This is a genomic window from Gemmatimonadaceae bacterium, assembly GCA_019637445.1.
In the GTDB taxonomy this organism is placed as follows: Bacteria; Gemmatimonadota; Gemmatimonadetes; order Gemmatimonadales; family Gemmatimonadaceae; genus Pseudogemmatithrix.
In genome coordinates this window covers 1,938,470-1,960,797 of record JAHBVS010000001.1, presented here as the reverse complement: position 1 = coordinate 1,960,797, position 22,328 = coordinate 1,938,470, and the positions used below count along the sequence as shown (strand labels likewise).

Genomic DNA, 22,328 nt, shown 5'->3' with positions numbered 1-22,328 from the left:
GGTCAGATATGCGTGAGTACCCTCAGGTGCAGCAACTCCAGCGAGACCCCCTGGCGCACTGACCTCGCGTTCGAGCGATGGTGCCCAACGGGCGGCATGCTCCCGTCGACGTGGTCGGTGCGAAGAGTTCATTCTGCCCTCTGGAGAAGGTTCGTGGTGTGCTGATGGGGATCGGGACGCTTCGGAGCACCAGGCGCGGAAACGCTGCGATTGAGTGTCGCGCTGCGGACTCGCCAACGGAGCGCAGGGTGCCACCCACCCGCCACTGGCCCGACGCGGCACGTCCGAAGCCTTCACGCGCGAGGTGCGCGTCCCATTCTGTACCGCCGACACGAATCGCGCTTCCCGTCGGGGCGCTTGGAAAGGATGGTGGCAGCAGCGGCGGCAACTCGAAGCCGTCGCCGACCTTCCGAACCGGAGGCCGCGCAAGTGCGTGGCAATCCAAACCGCTGCTGCGCTCTTCGACGGCATTGGTGCCCTGACGAACAGGACTCACCTATGGCGATACAAGTCATTCTCGCGTCAGCTGACGAGCGCGCATGCCATCGGTGCGCATCACCCACACCTCCATCCGTCCGGTCCGATTGCTTTGAAACGCCAAGTGCCGTCCGTCCGGAAACCACGAAGGTACCTCATCCAGGTACACCCGCTCGTGCCCGGCTAGACTGACGAGACCTCCGGTGGCAATCTCCACGAGCCAGATCTGGCTTGTGGACTGAGGTGGCGTGCTTGACACCTGAACGTTCACTTGAAATGCGATCCGTGTTCCGTCGGGCGACCAGGCCGGCACCTGCGGGCGGCCGGCGCTCACTACATGGCGGACGACCGGCCATGTTCCGCTCCCGTCACGGCGCGCCACCCATATCTCGAGCGTCCCCGTCGAGTCCATCCGTGTGTAAGCTATAAGCTTGCCATCGGTCGAGAGCCGTGGGTTGAAGATCGCTTCGCCACCGTGGGTGATGAACCGCGGGTTGCCCCCATCCAAGTCAGACTCCACAAGCCGGTTGGACCGGAACGTCCCGACCGTGTGAAGCACGCGGTTACCCTCGGGCGTCAGCTGCACTCCGCGCCCCGGGACACGAGCGATAGCCGAGGTCGAGCCATTCAGGCGGCCGGCAAACAGCGTTGTGCTGTCCTGCGCAAAGACGCCAAACAGAGGACGGTCGTGGGACCAGCCGACGGGCAGTTCCCGCTCTGGACCGTAGGTGAGTCGCCGCACGTCGCGCCCAGAGGTACGCATTACGTACACATCGGGTGTCCCGTCGCGTTCCGACGTGAAGAGAATCCAACGGCCACTCGGCGACACGATGGGATACGCCCCATTGCTGAGCGCGGCGGGAGGCTCGGTGCCCGCCTGTTGACCGGCGAGGGCTACTGGCAAACGGCCGAGTATCGCCACGAGCAGCGCAATTGAAGTCCTGCTCAACCCACCCTCCAGTGAACGACACACCCTAGAATGCGTGAGGCGAGTCTGCAACTATAGAACTATCTTGCCACCGTGCTTCCCCGCGACCCACGATCCTGTTGAGCCCACCCGCACTCAGGCGCCCGGCGCGCGCTTCCGCGAGAACAGGACCCGGATGAGGGAATACATTGGCATGTCGTCCGGCCCTAAGGCACGCTTCCGAGCTGGCCACTGCATGCGCAGTCGCCACCGCTCTCGCCGCAGAGCTCACGCTGCGTCTCACTCGGGCACGCCGGGGGAAGGCGACCTGCCCGCCCACGGTGCGGTGCGTGCAAGGTTGCCGCTCGAACGCGTTGTGCGCTGCTACGCCAACTCTCTTGGCGCAACTCCTATACAGGTGCACTAGTTCGCGGTCGACCACAGCCATCCGGCACGTGGGAAACCCCGCGGGCCAGGAACGCAGCGAGGCGACGTCCGCGTGGCCTAGGTGCGTGTCTTCGAGTCAGCGGGGCGTGCGGCCGAGCGTGGGGAGCGCACGGTCCAGAAACTCCTCGACCGGCTGGCGTCCGCCGGCGGGCGCCACACGAGTCGTGTCCAGAAGGTTTATTGCTCGCGCGTGCTTGAGCGCGACCTCGACGGGAATGCCACGCTCACGGATGAGGTAGGCGGCCCACAAGTGACTGGCACGCCAGGCGATGGTGCAGTGGAGGAGCACCTTTCCGTTCGATGTGTGCAGCGCTTCGGTGAACCGAGCCAGCGTCGCCGGCGAGTACGGGTTCTCCGTCCCGGCACGCACCGGGATGTGCACGTACCTCATCCCCAACTGCTCCACGAGCGCCGCTTCATCGAACGGCACCTGATTCCGCATCTCGTCAGGCATGCGCAGATTGACCACCGTCATCACGCCTTGATCGCGCAGTTCCCTCAACGCCCGTTCCGTGGGCTGTCCCGCGATAAAGACATCGTCGCCGACGCGAGAGAATGCAGCGAGAAACAAGCCGACGGTTTGTAGAGCGACCGGTGATTCCAGACTGTCAATCCGGCCAGGCCTTGTGAACTGCTGTGCTAGCGCTGGCTCCGCGGTGCCAACGCAGGTGCAGAGCAACACTGCTGCTCGGAGGAATCGCGGTATCATTGGTTGGTCTTCAGCAAGAGTGGCCATGAATTCGCATCGACGAAGATGGTCGACAACACTTTGCCGGTCAGAGTGCCTCGTCGATATGAGAATCTTGCTGCTCCACGTGGTCGCGATGTACAGCCCAACTGCGCTGACAGCTGGGCGACAGCCAGCACCGGCATCTTCCAGTGCGTGCGCTGGGGAGCGTGCTTCACGGAGATTCGCCGGTGCCGTCGTGCGAGTTGAACGATGTACTCTCGGCACCCGCGGAGCGTACATGCGACCCGTGTGCCGCTGAGCAGCCGCAACGGCGAACGGTCTGGAACGCTGCTTGTACAAGCGGAGACGATCACACTTGCAGCTTCGCGTAGTTGATGTACGTTGCCGGAGCTCGGCGGCTGACATCAATCCTTGCAGGGTCGAGGACGCGGTCCTAGCTGCCGTCTCGCCCTAGGGCGAGTTTGCGCCGGAAGCCGGTGGCCCAACGGAATACTCACCTCGCACCGCGCGCGCTAGCCGACCGTGAGTGCCTGGTTTTTCCACGAGAGAGCAATGAGCGTATGCGTCCAGTTTGACGACTCGGATCTCACCATCTGCCGGCTACCGCCGGATCACGACGTTCCGCCATGGGCCGCGAGCGGCGCATTCTTCAGCGTGACGCGATCACCGGATGAGTTGTCAGTCGTATGTTCGACGGAGTCAGTGCCAGTTGGTGTCAGAAGCGATGCGGGCTGGGTTGCGCTCCGGGTTCGCGGCACCCTGCCTCTCGACGAAGTGGGTATGATGGCCGCCCTTGCGGTTCCGCTTGCCAGAGCGCGCATACCTCTCTTCCCCATCGCGACCTACGACACGGATTACTTGCTGATACGGCGTACTGCCATGGCCTCGGCACGTGATGCCCTGCGACTGTCAGGCTTTTCAACTGAAGAGGTACCGCGGCCAGAGCGCGAGAGCGTTCGAGACCACCGGACGTCTGGAACATGACGCGCCCCAGCTTCGTTCGACCCGAGCCAATCCTGAGCGCGTCGTCGTGAGTCTGCGCGAACACCTAAGGCTCCGGTTTGATGTGCGCCGCGCAGCACGGCTCACCGGTCCGCGACGTCGCGGCATGCGTTGATGTCCGATGAGAGTCGGCAGCACCGAGTCGAGGATGCCGCGGTCAACACAGGATTCGACACCGTTCTCATGATGCCTGAACACCCTCACGCCAGCGCAGGGCCACGCGAGGCGCCCGCTCATTATTTGGCGGGCATGCGTGTCGAGATCCAGCCACTGCTCCAGACGCCGCGTCGACAGCGCGATAGGCTGTCAACCTCTCGCGACTCGGCACAGCCACACCTTCAGGCGACGCAGCAGCCTGATCGCCGTCACCTCGCTACGGTGACGCCCGCTCATCCCTCGTGCCCGCTTCTTACGAGTGGCGGTGGGCGCAGCGGTGTGCCCACAATTGACAGCGCAGATTAGTTCAAGATTTGGGCGCCGCTGGGAGCGAACCTTCAGAATGCGCATCGCCTCGCTCTCAACCGCCCTGTTGCTATCCGCCGCATCAGCCCAGTCGCAAACCGAGATGTTTCGCGGTGGACCGGGCCATCTCGGTGTCTACGAGTCGCCCGCCCCCTCACTCACATCGGTGGCATGGAAGTATCGCACGGGGGGACGAGTGATCTCCTCGCCGGCCGTCGACGGCAGTATGGTGTTTGTTGGAAGCACTGACGGCAGCCTGTATGCCCTTGGCCAGGCGGACGGCGTCCTTCGGTGGAAGTTTGACACAGGCGGGCCGATCCACTCGTCGCCTGCCGTGCACCGCGGGCTGGTGTTCTTCGGAAGTCTCGACGGATTCATCTACGCCGTGGACGCTCGGACGGGAAAGGAGGCCTGGAAGTTCGCGACGCGAGGTGAGCGCCGCTTTACAGCACCTGGCATCCACGGAGCGATTCCGCGCACCGAACGCATGCCAGACCCGTTTGACGTGTTCACCTCCTCCCCTGCAGTCGCGAGCGGAGTTGTGTACATCGGGAGCGGCGATCAAAACGTGTACGCGCTGGATGCCGCGACTGGAGCGGTCAAGTGGACCTTTTCTACTGGAGATGTGGTCCACGCCTCTCCCGCCGTCGCCGGGGGACTGGTCATCGTTGGCAGTTGGGACAGAAACCTCTACGGCATTGACGCTGCCACGGGGCGCGAGCGATGGCGCTACACGACTGGCAACGACACGACAATTTACAACCAGATCGGCATCGCCAGCTCGGCAGCGGTGGCCAACGGACTGGTATTCGTCGGTGGCCGCGACGGGCGATTCCACACGGTGGATGCCAGCACCGGAGCTCCACGCTGGACGCATGACAATCATGGAGGCTGGACAATCGCATCACCCGCCGTGCACCAGGGTGTTGTCTACTTCCCGACGTCTGACGGAACGCGTTTCAAGGCGCTCGACGCCGCCACCGGCGCGGTCCGCTTCGACGTCCAGAGTCTGGCCGTCTCGTTCTCTTCGCCCGCAATCGCTGGTGGTGTGGCGTACTACGGCTCATCGGACGGATGGCTCAACGCGGTCGGGATCGCAGATGGTCGGCTGCGAGGACGCTTCCAGACGGATGGTTCGAGGGCAAATGCTGCTCAGTACACGGATTCGACCGGTCGCATGCAGGCCGCGCGCATGTATCCCGATCGTACGCTAGACGGAATGATGGTCGGGATGCGGACGATGATGACACTTGGCTCCGTATTGTCCTCGCCCGTGGTGGCCGGCGGCGTAGTCTTCTTCGGAAGCACGGACGGCAACGTGTACGCCCTGCGATAGCCCCCCTCCCTCGAACAAATCAGCGCGGACGGTCGCTCGGCGGCGTAGAGCGGGACCATCGGCGGGGCATGCAGGAGGACGCGCAACGCGCACAGGCCATGCACCGCGCGCGGGCTGTTTCGAGCCGATGGGCGCTCACCGATTCACTGTTCAGAATACCATCCTGAGGTTTCCCGACGCGATGGCCACATCTGGGGGCAGCATGTCGTACGTCACGTGCGTGACGTAGTGGTCCGTGTATGTTGGCGGCGTGGACGCTACGCTGGAGCGACACGGGCTGGCACCGCGTGCGCGATAGAATGTCAGAGGAGTGAGCGTGTGACCGGACAGTCCGCCTGGCTCACCCCCGGAGGACCCCACTTCAGCAGTGATACCCCATCACGCAAGGGGCGAATTGGCTTGCAAGGTTCCGCACCCAATCCCTCCAGAAAGGTTCGAGGACCGGCCGGCCGGCCGGCACCCAAAACTTGTGACGCAGGCTCATCAGATTCACTGAATCTGCTGCCTCCGCCATCGTGTAGCCGAGTCGCAGTAGTGAGTCCAGCTGATGGCGCGTCATCTCAAAGGCCTCACGCACATTGCGCGTGAACCGGTGATCCGACATCACGGGACCGTGTCCAGGCACGAGAGCCGCTACCCGATACGTCTCGAGTTCCTTCAGGATACGAAGCCACGAATCTGGAAATACCTCTGTGGTATAGGGCACGGGATAGACGAGCAGATCCCCCGCGAAGAGGACGCGTGCGCTCGGAACGTAAATGACGAGATCGGCTGGGCTATTGCCTGGACCCATGTCGCGAATCTCGACTCGTCGACGCCCAAGGTCTACGACGAGGGAGCCGTCGAAAAGGTGCGTTGGAGGTGCGACCTGCACCGCCTGCATCTCGGCCAGTTCTTGCCGCCGCTCCGAGACCGCCCGCATGAGGTCGGCGCGCTCCTCGGACGAGAGGACGCGGCCGGTGCTGTCGCGGCCTCGGCTCAGCAGGCCCTCGTCGCGCGCGATGCTCTGCCGCGCATGCGAGCCCGGTTTCAGGATGCGCCGCGGCAGTCGCGCCTGGTTGAGCTCGAAGAATGTGGCGGTCCGCTCCGCGCCTAGGATTGCGAGTCCAGGAAAGGAGTCCCGATAGACGCCGTTGCCGTGGGTATGGTCCCCGTGCCAGTGGGTGTTTACGAGATAGCGGATGGGCACATCGGTGACCTGGCGGATGAGCGCGATGTCCGCAGCAGCGCGCGAGGGGAAATAGTCCGAGTCGACCACGAGGACTGCGTCCTCGCCAACGATGACCCCTGTGTTGCCGTGCGGCCAGTCCGGCGTGGCCCGTTCGTGAATGATCGCATAGACCCCTTCGGCGAGCCGCTCCATTGTCGCCCCGATGTCCCGTGCGACAATCGTCCCGGGGGAGGGCGGCAGCATTTGACCGGTCGCAGTCCGGACACGGCCTGCGAGCACGAGCAGGGCTGCTGTGACGATGACGGCGAGGCGCATGGACATGAGGTTGGCGAAAGGAGCGGCCCAGAGTGGCGATTCGAACACCTCACTCTCGTCGCAACACGGACTGCGCGCTTGGACCATCTTGCGGGGCCTCGCTTCGAGCACGACCTCGGAGAGTGCGCACCTACGTCGCGTCCCGGCCACACGGCGATGGAGGTCCGCGCGCCCCGCGGGGACCATTGCGTACGCATCGGCGCGTCCGGCGTGCCTCCAGGTTCACTCTAGGTGCAGGACTCCCCTCGATCCCCTGTTGCGGCGTTCACTTCCCGCCTATGAGCCGGGGGCCGAAGAGCCTGTCTCACCGCGCCCTCTTCCGCGACAGCCGGCTGCTTCCTCGCCGGCCTTGCGTCGCGACCAGGCTCGGCGGGTACGGGGGTCGCCGATTTGGCCACGACGCCGGCTACGGCTTTCGCGGCGGTACCTCCACCTCGGTGATCCGCTGGACGCGGCCGTCTGGCAGCGGCAGCTCACCGTAGACCATATACGGCGACTCCAACAGTAAGTACCAGGTCGCGTAGAGCGTTCCGTTCGTGCGTCGCCACTCCTCGACCTGCGTTGACCGCACCAACCGACCCTCCACCATGACTGCCGTGTCGCCACGCACCGTGAAGACCCGGTCCTCCGTCATTCCGGCGTTCAGTGGATTCCAGACGGGCGCGACCATCACACTGCCATGGCGCAGCCCTGCGGCAATCGGCACGAGGTCTGAGGCGCCAGCGAAGAATCCAAGGCGGGGGATCGGGTCTCGGACACGTATCGTCGTGGTATCGACTGCGGTGCGCCGCGTGCCGGTGACGAATCGGCCATCGATCGCGACGCGCACGAAGGCACCGTTGCTTGCAGTGGTCGAGTAGCCCAGTGGCGCGAGAGTGCGTGCATTGTAGGTCTGCCGAAGCACGCTCAGCACTCGGCCGGGGAATCCCGGCACGGGTTCGCTGGTTGTCACCCACCGCATGATTGGCTGTCCGGCGCTGTCGCCGATCGTGAGTTCGTTCAGCCACTGTGAGGTAAGCGTATCGCCGCGGTAGACACGGACGCGCGCGGCGTGCGGCTTCATCAAGCGACCGTCGATGGCCGAATGGCCGACCTCCGCGAAAATCGTGTCAATCGACTGAGCCGCAACCTCGGCGGTGAATGCGGTCGCGATGAGGACGGCGAGAGCGGGCAGTTTCATTGGACGACTCTATGCGTCCTAGGTGTGGTTCTGTGCGCATCGGCCTGGGATTCGCGCCCTGCTTGCATCGACTTCGCGAACGGCACACAGGGCGCCTTGGCTTCGCGGCGATGTGCCCGTGGCGCGAGTGCGCTTCCCAGCGACGCCTGCACCCGGAGCGCCATGACGCGCGTCGCGAGTCCACCGCGCGCTGCACCGAAGGCCAGCGCCAGCGCGTCCGCGTTACGCTCGGGTTTGGAGACACTGGACGCGGCAGATGCAGCGCTCGCAACGCCCGTCTGATGCGGGATTGGATCGTGAGGACGCACCCGACTACCCCCTGTTGACATGGAATCACGCTGCACCTTCACGGTGGGATTCTCTAGGAGATTCTTGCGTGCACACAGTGCGCGTTGCCAGCGCAGCGACTGCGCCAACCTTGTTTGTCCTGCACGATTCCGGGCCTTTGCCCCGGCCTCCTGTCGCTCCGCGTGACCGGAGTCTCCGTCGCACCACATCGGTCGCATCGCCGGCTGGCGCGCGTGACGGGTGTCGGTCAGGCCGCAGGAGGCTCGCACGAACGTCACCGCACCGCTCCGCCAGCGGAAACGGAAGGTGGACCCGGCGGGGGCCGCGTGCCGCACGGCGTGGCTCGTTCCGGTAGCGGCCCACACCGCGTTCCGCGCATCACTCGCACCACGCACGGCAGCGCATTGCGGTCGGGTAGCGGGTGGCGCGTGAGACGCCCCGTACTTGGATCCAATGGGACTACCTCACGGGCGGCGTCGAGAGGAATCGGGACGACGCCGTCGCCCGCTACGTCGAGGCGGCGTCGCTCGCAATGTGAGATCGGCATCTCGAAGGTACTGCGCGGGCCAGCGCGCGGGTCCTACGTCACGACGCGGCCGCCATGCAGCTCGCTCATCCAAATCGACCACCGGGACCGGTACGGACCTCGTGCGGTATGGGGCTGACACCCGCTGGCGTCGCGGCGGGCAGCTCAGCGCGTGTTGTCGCGCCCGGCGTGGCGTTCACGTGCATCAGGACTCTGGGATGTCCGGTAAAGCGGCCGTTGTCCCACACGCCTGAGGCGTCCCGGGCAACGCAGTGGGCATACAGTGCCTCGTCGTGCGTGACCCAGTCGCCGGCAGGCGAGCGCCTGGCCACCAGACCCGGGCCTCCGAGCGCCACCCACCAGGTGCCATCGGCATCCATGTGGAGCGCGCGCCGGTTCGCGGCCGGGACTGGAATGGGCTCGCTGTCGATGGCACCCGTGGCAGGGTCGAGCACGTAGACTCGCGCTGATGGCATCCCGGTGACGACGACAGACCGATGGGGTGCGACGATCAGATCGTGCGGCAGCTCAGCCGCGACAGGAGTTGCGGACTCTGTGACCAGCGCATCGCGGGCGCGAGTCGCCGAAGGGGCCGGTGGCCGCGCCAGGTACGCACCGCTGGAGTGTGGACCGTCCGGCTCTTAGAGCGCTCTGAGGGTGGCTAGGGTGGCTAGGGTGGCTAGGGTGGCTAGACTGGCTAGGCTTGCAGCTCAAGAATGGGCGGCGGTCAGGAATATCCGGGGCAAGAATGCCGCCCGACGGCAAGCTGCCTTGCATCGCCTTGCGGAATCGAGCCCACGCGAGGACTGTGGCGCGCGCGGCCGGATGGCAATTTGGCAGCACGGGTGAGGCGGCTCGCAACAAAGCAACGCGTTCCCCCGTAGTTAGTGTCGGAACAACGTACCGCTACGCTTGGAGCCGTCCGTGAGACACCCGCGACAGTATCGAATTCTGCCGAAGGCCGGGGTCGAGCTGTTGACCGCGTCCTACCGCGCGCAGCGCTTCGTGCCGCACACGCATGACTACGCCGTACTCGCCACGACGGAGTCAGGCGAGGCGATTGGCAGTGGTCCATCTGGCATTGATCACTTTCTTGCTGGGTGTGTGCTACTGATTCCCCCCAACGTGGTGCACGCCGCGCAGGTACTTGGCAGTTCCCCTTGGGAGTACCGCGCACTCTACCTTTCACGTCAGCAGTACGAGACCATCGCCGCGCCAGCGCTGCGGCCAGGCGTCGCGGCCACCTCGGTGGTGCATCGCGACCCGCTGCTCGCCAAGCGGGTTCGCGAGATGCACCACGATCTCGAGGCCGCAGGCGACTGCGACGGCGCGCTGTCGGCTCTTGCGGGCCTGATGACCGAGCTTGCTCCAGTGGTCGAGCGCGCGCATGCACCACGTCGGATTGCCCGGCACGCCACGACCGACGCCGTCGCCCGCGCCAAGGCGATGATTGACGCCGAGCCTGAACGGCGTTGGTCGTTGCCAGAGCTCGCCACCGCCTGCGCGGTGAGTCCATTCCATCTCTGCCGTGCCTTCACCGGACAGCTCGGGGCGTCGCCGTATGCCTATGCGCTGCAGCGCCGTGTGGACAGCGCGCGGGCGATGCTGAGGACGAATCGTACGATCAGCTCAGTGGCGCATGACCTTTGCTTCGCCGACCATAGCCACTTCACGCGGGCGTTTGTGCAGGTGTTCGGAATGTCGCCAAATGAGTATCGCGCCGCCGTTCGACGGAACGCCGGCTAGGACGGCCAGGCACCACCCAGGCGCGGGGCGAAGCGCCGCGCGCCGGCCCATGCCTATCCGCCGACGTCGCCGTAGCCCCCGCGCCGGAAGCCTCTGCGAGATGAATCGCCGCCACTGCTTCGGGAACAACGATCGAACCGGAAATCAGCCTCGCGACGAGCGCATCGTATGCGGCATCCGCGTGGGACTCACGTCACGCGCGAGCCTGTTGCTCCAACCCCGGACGTGTTGTTGCAGACCAGATGTATCAGCCCGCGCTCGGCAGCGTGTCGAGGCGCATCCTCGCCATCGTGCTCGCCGGGTCGCGCTCATGTAGCCACGGATTCCAACGCGACTTCTCGTTCACCAACGGATCGGCGACGTCGAGCCTCTCGCCAAACCTGAATCCGGTCCGCAGCTGATCCGACATTGCAGGAGCGATTGCCGTACCAAGGAGCACAAGAATCGGGACCACGGACCACGTCGGACGCCGACGCGTCATGCGGACGCGTCATGGCCTTCAGAAAGTTCTAGACCGCGGCCAGGATGCCGCCGTTCAGGTGACGCGGTGCGTCGACGACCTGCGCGCGATTGCCGCTGATGCGATTGAGCCACGAGTCATCGACGGAAGCCTGGGGAGCCGCTGCGTCTCCATCGTCGACGATACAGTCGCCGAGTCTATGCTCCGCCGCCATCGACGATCGGTCCGAGCGACGCATCCCACGTCCAGTCGTAGTGAGCGCGAATGCACCACGTGCCAGGAGGACGCGTCGATTTGACGGCACTCGCCGCCGGAGTCGAAGAATGAGTCGATGTACCGCACTCGGCGATCGCACGCTTGAAGAGTCTTGCGCTCCATGACCCGGCGGGTCTAGCGCAACACTCTCCTAGCGGGAGCCGACCGCCCGACTCACTATCAGGCCATGCCACCCCCGCCCACCTCTTCGTGCGCACTCGTACTTCCTGCCATCGGCCAGGAACTGTCGCTCGTCGACATGCCGCTACGGGCACCTGGCAGAGACGAGGTGCTCATTGCCGTCCGTGCTGCTGGCATCTGCCACTCCGACGAGCACTATCGCACCGGCCACTCCCCGGTCGCTCATTGGCCGCTCATTCTCGGTCATGAGATCGCCGGTGTCATCGTCGCCGTGGGCAACGGTGTTCCCGAAGAGCGCCTTGGGCAACGCGTCTGTGTGCACTATGTGCTGAGCTGCGGCGATTGCGCCTCCTGCCGGCGCGGACGCGAACAGTTCTGCGATGCATACGGGATGATCGGGCTCACGCACGACGGCGGCTTCGCGGAGCATATCGTGGTACCGGCGGTGAATGCGATTCGGCTCCCTGAGGCGGTGAGCTTTGCGCAGGGGGCAATCCTAATGTGCGCCGGAGCCACGGCATTCCATGCCATCAGCCGCTCGCGCTTCAGCTCCGGAGAGACGGTCGCAGTCGTCGGAGTCGGTGGCGTCGGGATGCTCGCCCTCCAGATCGCATTCGCGCTCGGGGCACGCTCCGTAATTGCACTCGACACCGACGAGACCAAGTTGCACCTCGCGGCGCAGCTCGGCGCGTGGCCGGTAGATGCGCGCAACGCAAATGCGGCGGCAGAGGTCCGCAGCGCCACAGCTGGCGAGGGCGTGGATGTTGCGCTCGACTGCACAGGGTTGCCGTCAACCACGCGGCTTGCCATCGACGTTCTCGGCGTTCACGGGCGCGCCGTGGCGATTGGGCTCGCTGGCGAGCCGGTGCAGGTGCATACCTACACTGATTTCCTAGCGCGCGAGACCGAGTTGCTCGGGTCCAATGATCATCTCGTTGCCGAGCTCCCGCTGCTACTGGACTTGGCCGCTCGAGGGCTGCTTCCCCTTGACGTGCTCGCGCTGCGCACGGTTCCGCTGGAAGCTCGCGCCGTCAACAGTGTGCTAGCGGAGCTGCGCGCCTATCACGCCCCGGTGCGGACCGTAATCACGCCGTAGGTCGCACGCTTCACCTCCCGGGTTCGGACCACGCTCCGCATTCCACTCAACGTTTTGCTTCACGTGCCGTCATGACCCCACTCCTGCTCTCACTCGCCGTCGCAATCTCTCCCGCGTTCACCGCATCGGCCACCATGGCCCCCACCGGCCCCAGCGACGACCTACGCGTCGCTGCGGACAGTTTCGTCGCCCTCACGCAAGGGAACGGTCGCACCCGGGCGTGGCCTGACCTAAGCGATAGCGCGCGCATCGCCAACCGTCTTCGCTCCAACCGTGTGGGGTCGATGCTCGCCAGCATTCCTCGCGCGGCACTCGCCGACGACGACGAGCGGTTGCTCTTGGACAACCTAACCGAGGTCATCGCCGGCCGAGCGGGAACCCACGTCTGCAGGACGCATCTGTGGTATGCACCGAGTCAGTTCAACGGGTGGCACATCAGTGCCTCGAACTGGGCGCGCAACGTGCGTGTTGGTGACGCGGCCAGCCGAGACCGTGCACTTGCCGCGCTACGAGAGCTCCCGGCCTTCATCGCAGACGAACGCACGCTTGTTGCTCGCGGACTTGACTCAGGTTACGTCTCGTCCCAGCAGGTGATTGCCACGGCCATACGCCAGTTCCGAGACCTGACCACCGACGATGTCGCGGCATCACCGCTTGCCGCGCCGATCACCCGCGACACGTCCGCTGCCTTCCGCGACGAGTTCCTCCGCATCCTTCGCGAGCAGATCTTTCCCGCAGCGCGCGACTACTCGCGTTGGCTTGAGACGAGCTACTTGCCCCAGGCGCGCCGCGACGGCTCGCTCTCGCAGCAGCCTGAAGGCATCGCGTGCTATCGCGCCCTGCTCCGCCAGAGCACCTCGGTCGACAGCGATCCTGAGTCATTGATGGCCGACGCGCGGACGGAGATTGACCGCGTTCGCCGGGCGCTGGAGCCAAGCGTGCGCGCACTCACCGGAGCCGCAGTGTCGGACGGCATCCGTCTGCTCAAGTCCGACCCGCGATTCGTCTTTCCCTCGCGCGACTCCACGCTGGCGGCGTACCGAGCGATGACCGCGCAGGCGGCAAGACTGGCGCCTCGCGTTGTGGCGGGTTTCGAGCCGGAGTCGATCGCGGTGATTCCCTACCCGGAGTTCCAGGAGCGGGCAGGAGTGCCGCCGAGCTACCAGCGGGCTCCTGACGACCATAGCCGCCCCGCGTGGTTTCTCGTGAATCTTGGACGTCCGGAGCGCATGGCCGTCGGCAACGCAGTCGCACACGAGGCCTATCCGGGCCACCACCTGCAACGAATCGCCGCTTCCCGGGCGACGTCGATTCACCCTGTGATGCGCACGATCGGCATCTCAGCCTTCAGCGAGGGATGGGGCATCTACGCCGAGGGACTTGGCGCCGAGATGGCGCTCTATGCCACGCCGCTGGACAGCATTGGACAGCTCGTACACCTGCTGGATGTCGCCGTGGCCTACTACCTCGACGCGGGCGCGCACCTGCGTGGTTGGACGCGCACGCAGCTCGTCGACTCGATGTTCGTCCTCGGTGGCCGTACGCGGGTGCAAGCCGGCGACTATGCCGATCGACATGCGGCGTTGCCGGGCCAGCTTGCGACGTACTTTGTTGGATATCGCGTGATCCTGGCCGCGCGCGCGGGTGCCGCACGACGACTCGGGAAACGCTTCGACCTGGCTCGCTTCAATCGCGAGGTGATCCGTGATGGAACGATCACGCTTGCGTCCCTGCAAGAGAAGCTCGACCGCTGGGTTGAGAGGGAGCTGTCGACGGCGCCGCGACCATAGCGCGCCACCGTGTCTCGGAGGGAAGCAGGGATGATGAACAGACCTCGGGGCCGCGCCGGCTTCCGGCGCCGGCACTGGCAGCCCGCTTCTCTCCGTCGGCCCGCTCCCCTGTCGAGACTCCGGTACGTGCGTCCCCGCGGGTGTGTCTCATGCAGCGATGCAACCATCGCGGATGACGAAGGTTCCTGCGCGGTGTTCGGCCGCGGTGTCCAGCGCACAGGCGGTGATGCGTGCCTGTGCAGCATCGTCCTGACAGCGGGAGGACCGTGACGCTGCGCACCGGGAGAAGTCGCGCCGCCAGAATCCGTGGTGGTATTGAGGCAGTGCGTCGCACGACGGGACCGGTCGTCCATCATCTCGTTGCGCCGTCGGGGCGCAACGATCCGCGCGCTCTCGCCATTGCCGTATCCCGCACAGCTGACCGCCGCCGCGTGGCCATAGCGCGCTCAACCTCTTCGACTTCGCGCGGCGCGCCTGCGCTGATGCGCTCCACACCCGCATCCGTGATGAGATAGTCATCCTCAATGCGCACGCCGATATTCGCGTAGCGGCGCACCGCCGGCGCGATCCGTGCCCGGAACGCGGCATTCTCGCGAGTCGCAGGGATGATCTCGACGGTGCCAGCGCGCACGTAGATGCCGGGTTCGATAGTGAACGCGCTACCGGGCGTCATCATGCCCGTCTGCGCGGAGACGTCCGGGTCGTGGACATCGAGGCCGATCCCGTGGCTCAAGCTGTGCATGTAGTAGAGCGCGACCTGTGGACAGCGCTGTGGTCGCTCCTCGCTGCCGCACCCGTAGGTGGCATTCGGAGCCTCGATCAATCCGAGACGCGCGAGCCCACGCTGGATCACGGCAGTGGCCGAGTCGGAGGGTTGCTTCCAGGGAGCACCCGCCCGCACCTGCCCTTCGGCGTGCACGAGGGCCTCAAGCACGATCTCATACACCGCCCGCTGATCCTCCGTGAAGCGTCCGTTCACTGGAACGGTCCGCGTGATGTCCGCCGTGTAGGCGCCGTACGATGCCGCCATGTCCATCAGCAGGAGCTCGCCGTCCTGCATGAAGCGGTCGTTGCGATTGTAGTGCAACGTCGTGGAGTTCGGCCCTGACCCGACGATGCTTGGGTAGGCCGGCCCATCCGCGCCCTGGCGCCGGAATGTGAATTCAGCCAGCGCCTCGACCTCATACTCGTTGCGCCCCGGTCCGATGGACCCCAGAACATCGCGGTGCGCAGCAGCGCTAATAGCGGCCGCCGTGCGCAGCAACTCCTGCTCAGCCGCGGACTTCACCGACCGCAGCCGGAGGACGCTCGCGGTCGCGTCCCTGACAGAGAGCGAGGGGTGCCGCGCACGAAGCTGCGCAAGAAGCTGATCGTCAGGCGTCTGTGGACCGGTTGCGTCGCCGAAGTCGCCCACCGCGTAGAGCGTCCCCCGACCGATTGACGAGAGAATCGAGTCGAGCGTGGTGTCCAGCGTCCGCGCATCGCGCCCCTCGAGTCCCGTGCGAGCGCTGGCGCCCTCGACCCCGAGGCGCGCGCCCGTCCACACTTCCATGGCTGGATCCCGTGGTGGTACGAACAGCAGTCCGCGCACCTCTCCTCCGCGCCGTATCATCACGAGTGCCGCATCCGGTTCATCGAATCCGGTGAGGTAGCGAAAGTCCTGCGACTGCCAGAACGCGAGATGGTTGTCACGTGGCTCGCGTGCGCCAAGGGCAAGCAACACGCCATCGGTGGGGAGCGAGGTCACCAAGGCAGTTCGTCGCGCGGCGTAATCGGACTGCGCGATCTGGGCGTGGGCTGACCTTGCCACAAGGGCGCAGCAAAGCGCGCAGAGGATACGGAGGGATCCACGGGCCTGCATTCACACCTCGAAGTTGGACGAGGTCCTGAGCGTCTCGCATGCTACGCTGCATGTCTTGCATGATCTTGCCGGCCCATACCGCGTGCGCAAAGCGAAGCCATCCGGTACTTGCCTGGGCCGGGCCATCGCGCGCTCGACAAGTCCAGCGACGATGGCGCGATGGCACGCGCCTGCGCAGCGAGGGGCGTCGCCAGTAATGCGAGACAGGACAGTCTAAATGGCAGTCGCCGATGCACTCCTCATGCTACATCGACCCTGACTCCTCGGCTGAAACCCGGCTGCGGCACAAACCCTACACCCGTCATTACTGGGTTGGAGCTTCGTTCCGATCCACAGACGCCCGCGCTCCAGGGACACGCTTGGGTCTGATGCGGCACGTGAGTCCGCTTGACACCGACCTAGGGATCCAGCGGATACTGCTATGCGACGGAGAGACGTTCTGGACCGGTGGTGGTGTCGCGCGCGCCGGTACCCCAGACCCACGTCGAGGCGCAAACACCACCAGTTCGACCCCTTGTCTCACCCTTTCGGGATTTGACCACCGTCGCCCGCTCCCCAGGCTCCGCGAACAAGCGCGCAATTCCCTCCAAGCGACTAGGACGTGTGCACCCCAGTATTGACGATCATGAGAATCCTTGCCCGGCTGGTCCTCATCCTATTCGCGAGTGCCTGTGGGGAGCCGCCGCCGGCCACTCTGCACGTTGTCGTCGGCGATGTCGTAGTGACCGAAGTGGCACCCGACGTCTACGCCGCCATCCGTCAAGAGCCGCTCGGTCTGGCGGTCAATGCCAACTCCCTGTTCATTGTTGGAGATGAAGGTGTGGTTGTCGTGGATGCGCAGTTCACGCGTCGTGCCACGCTGGAGAACCTCGCCGCTCTCCGCCAGGTGACCGGCAAGCCTGTGCGGTACGTGGTTCACACGCACTGGCACGACGATCATGTGGCGGGCGCGCAGGTGTACAGGGACAGCTTTCCCGGGGTGCGATTTCTTGCCCACGCAAACACGAAACGGGATATGGTGGCACTGGGACGCGAGAATCGGGAGCAGCAGGTGCGATACGCCCCGGCAGCAGCGGATCGATTCGAGCGCCTATTGGCCATGGGACTCGGCGGTGACAGTACTGCCGTCACTCGCGCGGAAGAGTTGGCACTGAGCAGCTCGGTGCGGATCATCCGAGAATATGTCGCCGAGACCGCGGATTTCGTGGAAATTCTTCCCGAGACGCTCGACTCTGGTCGGACGGTGCTTCCACTTGCAGGGCGATCGATCGAGCTGCGGTGGTTCGGCCGCGGGAACACCTCGGGTGACCTTGTCGTGTGGCTTCCCCGCGAGCGGATCCTCGCGACCGGCGACCTCGTCGTCTGGCCTGTACCGTTCGCCTTCAACTCGCATCCGACCGAGTGGACCGCAGTACTGGATTCCATCGGCGCGCTCGAGCCAGCAATCGTGGTACCTGGACATGGACCCCTTATGTCGGATCTAAAGTATGTGAGGATGGTGCAGTCCATGCTTCACATTGCGCGGGAAGAGGTGCGCTCCGCGCTGCGTTCCGGGATGAGTCCAGACTCAGTCGCCGCCGAACTGCAGCTCTCCGACCTGCGCAATGAAGTGGCCGGTGACGACAAATGGATGAGAACGATGTTCGGGATGTTCTTCCGGCGTCCGGTGGTCGGGCTGTTGATTGAAGAGCTCAGCTCGCGCGACGTCTCACCGTAGCACGATCAAGTCGCGTTCTCACGCGCAATGGTGCTGCGGTGTCGGCTGAGCTCGCGCGGGGGGCGGTTGCGGCACTTACTGAACTAGTGCCTGCGACACAACGAGAGATGCAGCAGGGTCCGTGCGGCGGCTGAGGCTGAGGCCGTTTGCCTAGGTGTGATGAGCTAGCACGATGTTGACAGCTAGCGGGCGAGGCGGGGCGCTGCGCTAGGATCCGACCGCCGAGCGCGCCGTGGCGGCACTCGGTGTTGTAGAGGGAGAGGTCGTGCGGGAGCGCGCGGGTGCGCCGCGATGGGCAGGGCATGAAATCGGCTCCCCTTGTCGGTGTGGATGCGCTCGACGACGCCGTCGAGCGCCGCGTACCGGGCGACCGCCCGCGCCAGGAAGTCGGCCGCGGTGGCCGCGGTGTCGTCCTCGAGCACCTCGGCGTACGCGAGCCGCGCCTGGTCGTCGATGCCGGGGTGCACTTGCTTCCCCACCCGCCGCGCGCGGCGCGTGAAGTCACCGCAGATGCAGTGGCCCACACGGCCGATGCGGCCGCTACTTCACGTCGAGGTACACCAGCTCGCCAGGCCGCGCCCGCTCGGAGCGCACGATCCGTCGCGGCGGCCCGACCCGCGCAGCCGCCGCCACTTGCAGATGGTCTACCGCGACACGCCGAAGGCGCGGGCGACTTGGCGACAAGTGTGCGAGCCCACCGTGTGCGGCGCGCCTCCCGTCCCGCACACGGGGTGGGTCGTGCAGTCTTGTGGCTGCTCCCAAGGCCTCTGGCCTTACCGGTTGAGAGTCTCGATAACCCCAGCTTGGCGAGGCTAGGCCCTGTGAACATCCTCCGAAGCTACTTCACCTCGGGTGCCCTAGCGGGCTGCGAAACCTACAATTCGCACGAACAGCCACTCACCGAATGGGGACTCGAGTACCATGCGCTCGGGACCGAACTCCAGGATCCGCTTGCTCGCCCGCTCGCTGCAAGGCGCGATGTCGCCCCAGCAGTCGCTGTGCACGAGGAGACGTAGCCCGCCGATTCCGGTGATCTGCACGTCCTGGCTGAGATCGCGCCCGAAGAGTGGTGTGTCGCTCCATCGCAGCTCCTTCTGCCTCCAGTACCCGGAGCCATTCGCCGCGACAGCAATCGTATCGACGCCGTAGCGGACCAGCAGCGGCGCGATGGCATCTGGAGGTCCGAATGCAAAGGTCGCGGGCACGGCGCTATCGCCAATCGCGCGCAGCTCGTAGTGCATGAGTATCGCCGTTTCGGTCGGTGCATCGCAGGCGCTGGCAAGCAGCACGGCCAACCCGAGGGCCACGCCACGCAGGACGCGCCGCCGCAATCCGGCATTGCGCACTCGTTCAGGCACGGTCGAAGAAGGCATCTTGCAAGCTGTACCCGTCAGCCCAAAGACCTGTCACAAGCGCCGACCCGTTTCGACCGCTAGGGGGTGGCTCCAGCTGCCCGGCACACGACCCCCCACTCCTTCGCCGTCACCGGCTGCACGCTCAGCCGCGACCCGCGCTGGAGCAAGACCATCTTCTCCAGCCCCTTGAGCTTCTTCAACTCGGCGAGCGTCAGGATCTGCTTGAACGACTCAACCGCCTTGAGGTCCACCATGAACCAAGTCGGCGCGTCCTTCTTCGACTTCGGGTCATAGTGCGTGTCCTTGGGATCAAAGGCCGTGTGGTCGGGATAGCCTTCCTTCACCACCTCGCAGATGCCCGTGATTCCCGTGGGATCCGCACTCGAGTGATAGAAGAACACCCGGTCGCCCTTCTTCATCAGGTCGCGCATTGTGTTCCGCGCCTGGTAGTTGCGCACGCCGTCCCAGAAGGTGGTTTTCTTCGGACTCTTGAGCAGCTCGTCCCACGAGAAGGCCTCGGGCTCCGACTTCACCAGCCAGTAGTTCACGGTCTGTTCAGTTGAGGTTTCTTGCCGCGCCGAAAGGTGAGGCTGGGATTGAGGCGCGAGCCCCTGACTCAGGCAATCCCGCGGCGCAGCGCCACCTTCACGGCGTCCACGAAGGTCCCGAGCTCGTCCATCGACGTGTAGATGTTGGGCGTGATGCGCAGCCCGTTGAACTCCTCGTGCACGATGGGCGTGTTCACGATGCGGTACTTGCTCATCAGCCAGCTGCCGAGCTTCGGTGTCTCTAGCCCCTCGATGTGCAGCAGCGCAATCGCGCCGCCCTTGTCCATGCCGAGCTCCGTGGGCACGGACACACGGTCGCTCGTTTGCTTGAGCGCCTCGGCCCAGTGATTGCGCAGGTAGCGCAGGCGCGCCGCCTTGCGCTCCACACCAATGCCGCGATGGAACGTGAGCGCCACGGACACGGCATTGAAGTTGGCCTGCGGGTGCGTGCCGATCTGCTCGTACTTGCGGATGTCCTCGTCCTGCTTGGCATCGGCGGCCATCATCGGCCAGAGGCTCTTGATGCGGTCCTTGCGCACGGAGAGGAAGCCGACGCCGATCGGCGCGTGCAGCCACTTGTGCAGCGAGGTGCCGTAGTAGTCGCACTCGAGCTCGTCACGTGTGAACGGGAAGTGCGCGAAGGCGTGCGCGCCGTCCACGATGACCTGGATGCCCTTGGGCTTGGCGATGCGCACGATGTCGCGGATCGGCAGCACCTGGCCCGTGAGGTTGGTTATGTGCGGGAGCTCGATGGCCTTGGTGCGCGGCGTGATCTGTTCCTCGATGCGGCGCACCAGCACACGCGGATCCGTCAGCGGCACCGGGAAGCTCACCGACTTGAGCACGATCCCATCGCGGCGCACGCGCTGGTCCCAGGTGGTGAGCATGCGCCCGTAGTTCTGGTTGGTGACGATCACCTCGTCACCACGGCGCAGGTCGAGCCCGAGGATGCAGATCTCCAGCGCCTCCGACGCGTTGCGCGTCACGGCCATCTCCTCGGTGTCGCAGCCGTATTCCTTGGCCAGTTCTCGGCGCGTGCTCTCCATCCGCGGCTCGAGGATGCGCCAGTTGTGCTCGACCGGTAGCTCGTTCACGAAGCGCAGGTCACGGAACAGCTGTTCCAGTACGTGCGAGGGCGTGGGCGAGATGCCGCCGTTGTTCAGGTTGATCATCGTGCGGTCGATGTCGAACGCACGCTGGATCTGCGACCAGTAGGTCTCGTCGTTGGCGATCTCGACGGCGCTGCGGTCGCCCGCAATGGCCTCGGCGGCGAACATCTGCGCGAAGGCGCGCTCGCTGATGGCGGGCAGGGCGAGACCGGCACCGGTGGTGGCGGCCGCGAGACCGGACAGGAACTGACGACGATTGGAGGCAGGCACGGCGGGCTCCGGTTCCAGGAGGAGAAGCCCTAAGGTACCACCACCAGCCCGGACTCGCCGCCGTAGTCGTCGCGCACACGCGCGAGGTTTCGCGGCGCGCGCCAGGGACCGAGGTTCACGCGCACGGCCACGCGGTACTTGCCGGGCCGCAGCGGGACGCGCGCAACCCAGAAGCTACCCTCGCGCTGCATCTGCACGGGTCGCCAGTCGCTGAAGTCGCCGGCTACGTCCACCAGCATCGTGTCGCTGGCGAACACGCGCACCACGAGCTCACCGCCGCCGCCGACTTGGCGGATCACCTCTGCACTTGCGATGGCCGAGCGTTGCATCACGGGCAGCGGCTTGGAGCCGAGCGAGAGACGCATCGAGACTGTCAGCAGGTCCGCCTGCGGCAGTCCGCGCAGCGGATCCGCGAGCTGACGTCCGCCCGAGGCAAGGATGGCCACGCGTTCAGTGAACTGCAGCGTTCCACTCGCGCTCAGCGCCTGGAAGCGCGCATTGGTCCCGCCGATGCCATCGCGCTGCGTGAAGGAAAGCGTGAAGTCGTGGGGGCCGTTGCGGGCCTGTAGGAGCACCTGGGCATCGAGCAGCTCGTAGCGCTCGTCGTCGGGATTCCGGAACACACCCGAGGCCAACAACAGCGGCCAGTCGGATGACGTCCTGCGCGTGACCGTCCCGCTCAAATAGAGATGCTCCCAGCGATACCAGGCGCCGAGGTCGGCAAGCCACGAGCGACTACTCACATCGTCGCGATTGGTGCCGGCCAGCGCAAAGCCGCCGAACGCCCCGCCGGTGAGACCGACGAAGTGCTGCCGAGCGAAGGCGTTCACGTTGCCGCCGCGGCCGGCCGAGCGCAGCGAAAACGAAGCGCCTGCGACACCGACCTCGGTGCGCAGGCGCTCGCTCACGTTCCAAGGAATGTCCAACGCGGCAACTCCCTGGGCCGCGGCGAGGGAATCCGCCGCGTAGGTGAGATTGGCGCTGGTCAGCAGGGTGAATGCCTCGCTCGGTCGTCGCCAGAGGGCCGCGAGCAGCACCGCGTTCTCGGCGTCGAATCCTCGCTGCTTGACGGAGGCAAAGCCGGCTTCGACGCGGAGGTCGGAAACGGCTTGGGCGCCCCCGGTGACGGGGGCGCCGAGAAGGACCAACCCGAGCGCCGCGCGGCGCGCTCGGATCAC

At 65.5% G+C, this 22,328-nt stretch carries 19 protein-coding genes; 7 read left to right on the top strand and 12 right to left on the bottom strand.

The window, feature by feature from the left end:
• Nucleotides 1-511: 511 nt before the first annotated feature.
• Together KF709_08755 and KF709_08750 are read right to left on the bottom strand one after the other, a co-directional pair.
• A complete protein-coding gene (locus KF709_08755) occupies nt 512-1,426 on the bottom strand; it encodes a PD40 domain-containing protein (protein MBX3174492.1) in 915 nt (304 codons plus the stop codon).
• Between the two features lie 481 nt (nt 1,427-1,907).
• A complete protein-coding gene (locus KF709_08750; GenBank protein MBX3174491.1) occupies nt 1,908-2,402 on the bottom strand; it encodes a hypothetical protein in 495 nt (164 codons plus the stop codon).
• A 642-nt stretch (nt 2,403-3,044) separates the two neighbouring features.
• Between KF709_08750 and KF709_08745 the strand changes: the two genes are divergently transcribed.
• Complete coding sequence (locus KF709_08745) at nt 3,045-3,506, top strand: ACT domain-containing protein (protein MBX3174490.1); 462 nt, start codon at nt 3,045-3,047, stop codon at nt 3,504-3,506.
• A gap of 676 nt (nt 3,507-4,182) precedes the next feature.
• Nucleotides 4,183-5,322, top strand: a complete 1,140-nt coding sequence (locus KF709_08740; GenBank protein ID MBX3174489.1) for a PQQ-binding-like beta-propeller repeat protein — start codon at nt 4,183-4,185, stop codon at nt 5,320-5,322.
• Nucleotides 5,323-5,683: 361 nt separating this feature from the next.
• On the opposite strand, the gene KF709_08735 is transcribed toward KF709_08740, so the two are convergent.
• The 3 genes from KF709_08735 to KF709_08725 all read right to left on the bottom strand — a co-directional run bounded on the left by KF709_08735 (nt 5,684) and on the right by KF709_08725 (nt 9,278).
• Nucleotides 5,684-6,814: an MBL fold metallo-hydrolase gene (locus KF709_08735; protein ID MBX3174488.1), complete on the bottom strand. Its 1,131-nt coding sequence runs from the start codon at nt 6,812-6,814 to the stop codon at nt 5,684-5,686.
• A 400-nt stretch (nt 6,815-7,214) separates the two neighbouring features.
• On the bottom strand, nt 7,215-7,988 hold the full coding sequence (locus KF709_08730) for a hypothetical protein (protein MBX3174487.1): 774 nt from the start codon (nt 7,986-7,988) through the stop codon (nt 7,215-7,217).
• A 900-nt stretch (nt 7,989-8,888) separates the two neighbouring features.
• Nucleotides 8,889-9,278, bottom strand: a complete 390-nt coding sequence (locus KF709_08725) for a hypothetical protein (protein MBX3174486.1) — start codon at nt 9,276-9,278, stop codon at nt 8,889-8,891.
• Between the two features lie 448 nt (nt 9,279-9,726).
• Here KF709_08725 and KF709_08720 point away from each other — a divergent pair, with 448 nt between their 5' ends.
• Both KF709_08720 and KF709_08715 read left to right on the top strand, forming a co-directional pair.
• On the top strand, nt 9,727-10,548 hold the full coding sequence (locus KF709_08720; protein ID MBX3174485.1) for an AraC family transcriptional regulator: 822 nt from the start codon (nt 9,727-9,729) through the stop codon (nt 10,546-10,548).
• A 242-nt stretch (nt 10,549-10,790) separates the two neighbouring features.
• Nucleotides 10,791-10,949 carry a hypothetical protein gene (locus tag KF709_08715; protein MBX3174484.1) on the top strand — a complete coding sequence of 53 codons (159 nt, stop codon included), beginning with the start codon at nt 10,791-10,793 and terminating at the stop codon, nt 10,947-10,949.
• A gap of 108 nt (nt 10,950-11,057) precedes the next feature.
• On the opposite strand, the gene KF709_08710 is transcribed toward KF709_08715, so the two are convergent.
• Nucleotides 11,058-11,246: a hypothetical protein gene (locus tag KF709_08710; protein MBX3174483.1), complete on the bottom strand. Its 189-nt coding sequence runs from the start codon at nt 11,244-11,246 to the stop codon at nt 11,058-11,060.
• A 204-nt stretch (nt 11,247-11,450) separates the two neighbouring features.
• On the opposite strand from KF709_08710, the gene KF709_08705 reads away from it, so the two are divergent.
• The gene (locus tag KF709_08705) at nt 11,451-12,500 is read left to right on the top strand and encodes a zinc-binding dehydrogenase (protein MBX3174482.1); all 1,050 of its coding nucleotides are present in this window, start codon (nt 11,451-11,453) and stop codon (nt 12,498-12,500) included.
• Nucleotides 12,501-12,571: 71 nt separating this feature from the next.
• Entirely contained in the window at nt 12,572-14,290 is a 1,719-nt protein-coding gene (locus tag KF709_08700) for a DUF885 domain-containing protein (GenBank protein ID MBX3174481.1), read from the top strand.
• Between the two features lie 352 nt (nt 14,291-14,642).
• Here KF709_08700 and KF709_08695 read toward each other — a convergent pair whose 3' ends face one another.
• Nucleotides 14,643-16,037: an aminopeptidase P N-terminal domain-containing protein gene (locus tag KF709_08695; protein MBX3174480.1), complete on the bottom strand. Its 1,395-nt coding sequence runs from the start codon at nt 16,035-16,037 to the stop codon at nt 14,643-14,645.
• Nucleotides 16,038-16,776: 739 nt separating this feature from the next.
• Here KF709_08695 and KF709_08690 point away from each other — a divergent pair.
• On the top strand, nt 16,777-17,868 hold the full coding sequence (locus KF709_08690) for an MBL fold metallo-hydrolase (protein MBX3174479.1): 1,092 nt from the start codon (nt 16,777-16,779) through the stop codon (nt 17,866-17,868).
• 182 nt (nt 17,869-18,050) lie between these two features.
• Here the strand turns inward: KF709_08690 and KF709_08685 are convergent, their stop codons facing one another.
• The 5 genes from KF709_08685 to KF709_08665 all read right to left on the bottom strand — a co-directional run bounded on the left by KF709_08685 (nt 18,051) and on the right by KF709_08665 (nt 22,328).
• Nucleotides 18,051-18,392, bottom strand: a complete 342-nt coding sequence (locus KF709_08685; GenBank protein ID MBX3174478.1) for a DDE-type integrase/transposase/recombinase — start codon at nt 18,390-18,392, stop codon at nt 18,051-18,053.
• 333 nt (nt 18,393-18,725) lie between these two features.
• Nucleotides 18,726-19,241, bottom strand: coding sequence for a hypothetical protein (locus KF709_08680; GenBank protein MBX3174477.1), 516 nt, complete (start codon nt 19,239-19,241; stop codon nt 18,726-18,728).
• Between the two features lie 59 nt (nt 19,242-19,300).
• Nucleotides 19,301-19,771 carry an EVE domain-containing protein gene (locus KF709_08675; GenBank protein ID MBX3174476.1) on the bottom strand — a complete coding sequence of 157 codons (471 nt, stop codon included), beginning with the start codon at nt 19,769-19,771 and terminating at the stop codon, nt 19,301-19,303.
• Nucleotides 19,772-19,839: 68 nt separating this feature from the next.
• The gene (locus tag KF709_08670; protein ID MBX3174475.1) at nt 19,840-21,150 is read right to left on the bottom strand and encodes an aminotransferase class V-fold PLP-dependent enzyme; all 1,311 of its coding nucleotides are present in this window, start codon (nt 21,148-21,150) and stop codon (nt 19,840-19,842) included.
• Nucleotides 21,151-21,179: 29 nt separating this feature from the next.
• A complete protein-coding gene (locus KF709_08665; protein ID MBX3174474.1) occupies nt 21,180-22,328 on the bottom strand; it encodes a glycogen-binding domain-containing protein in 1,149 nt (382 codons plus the stop codon).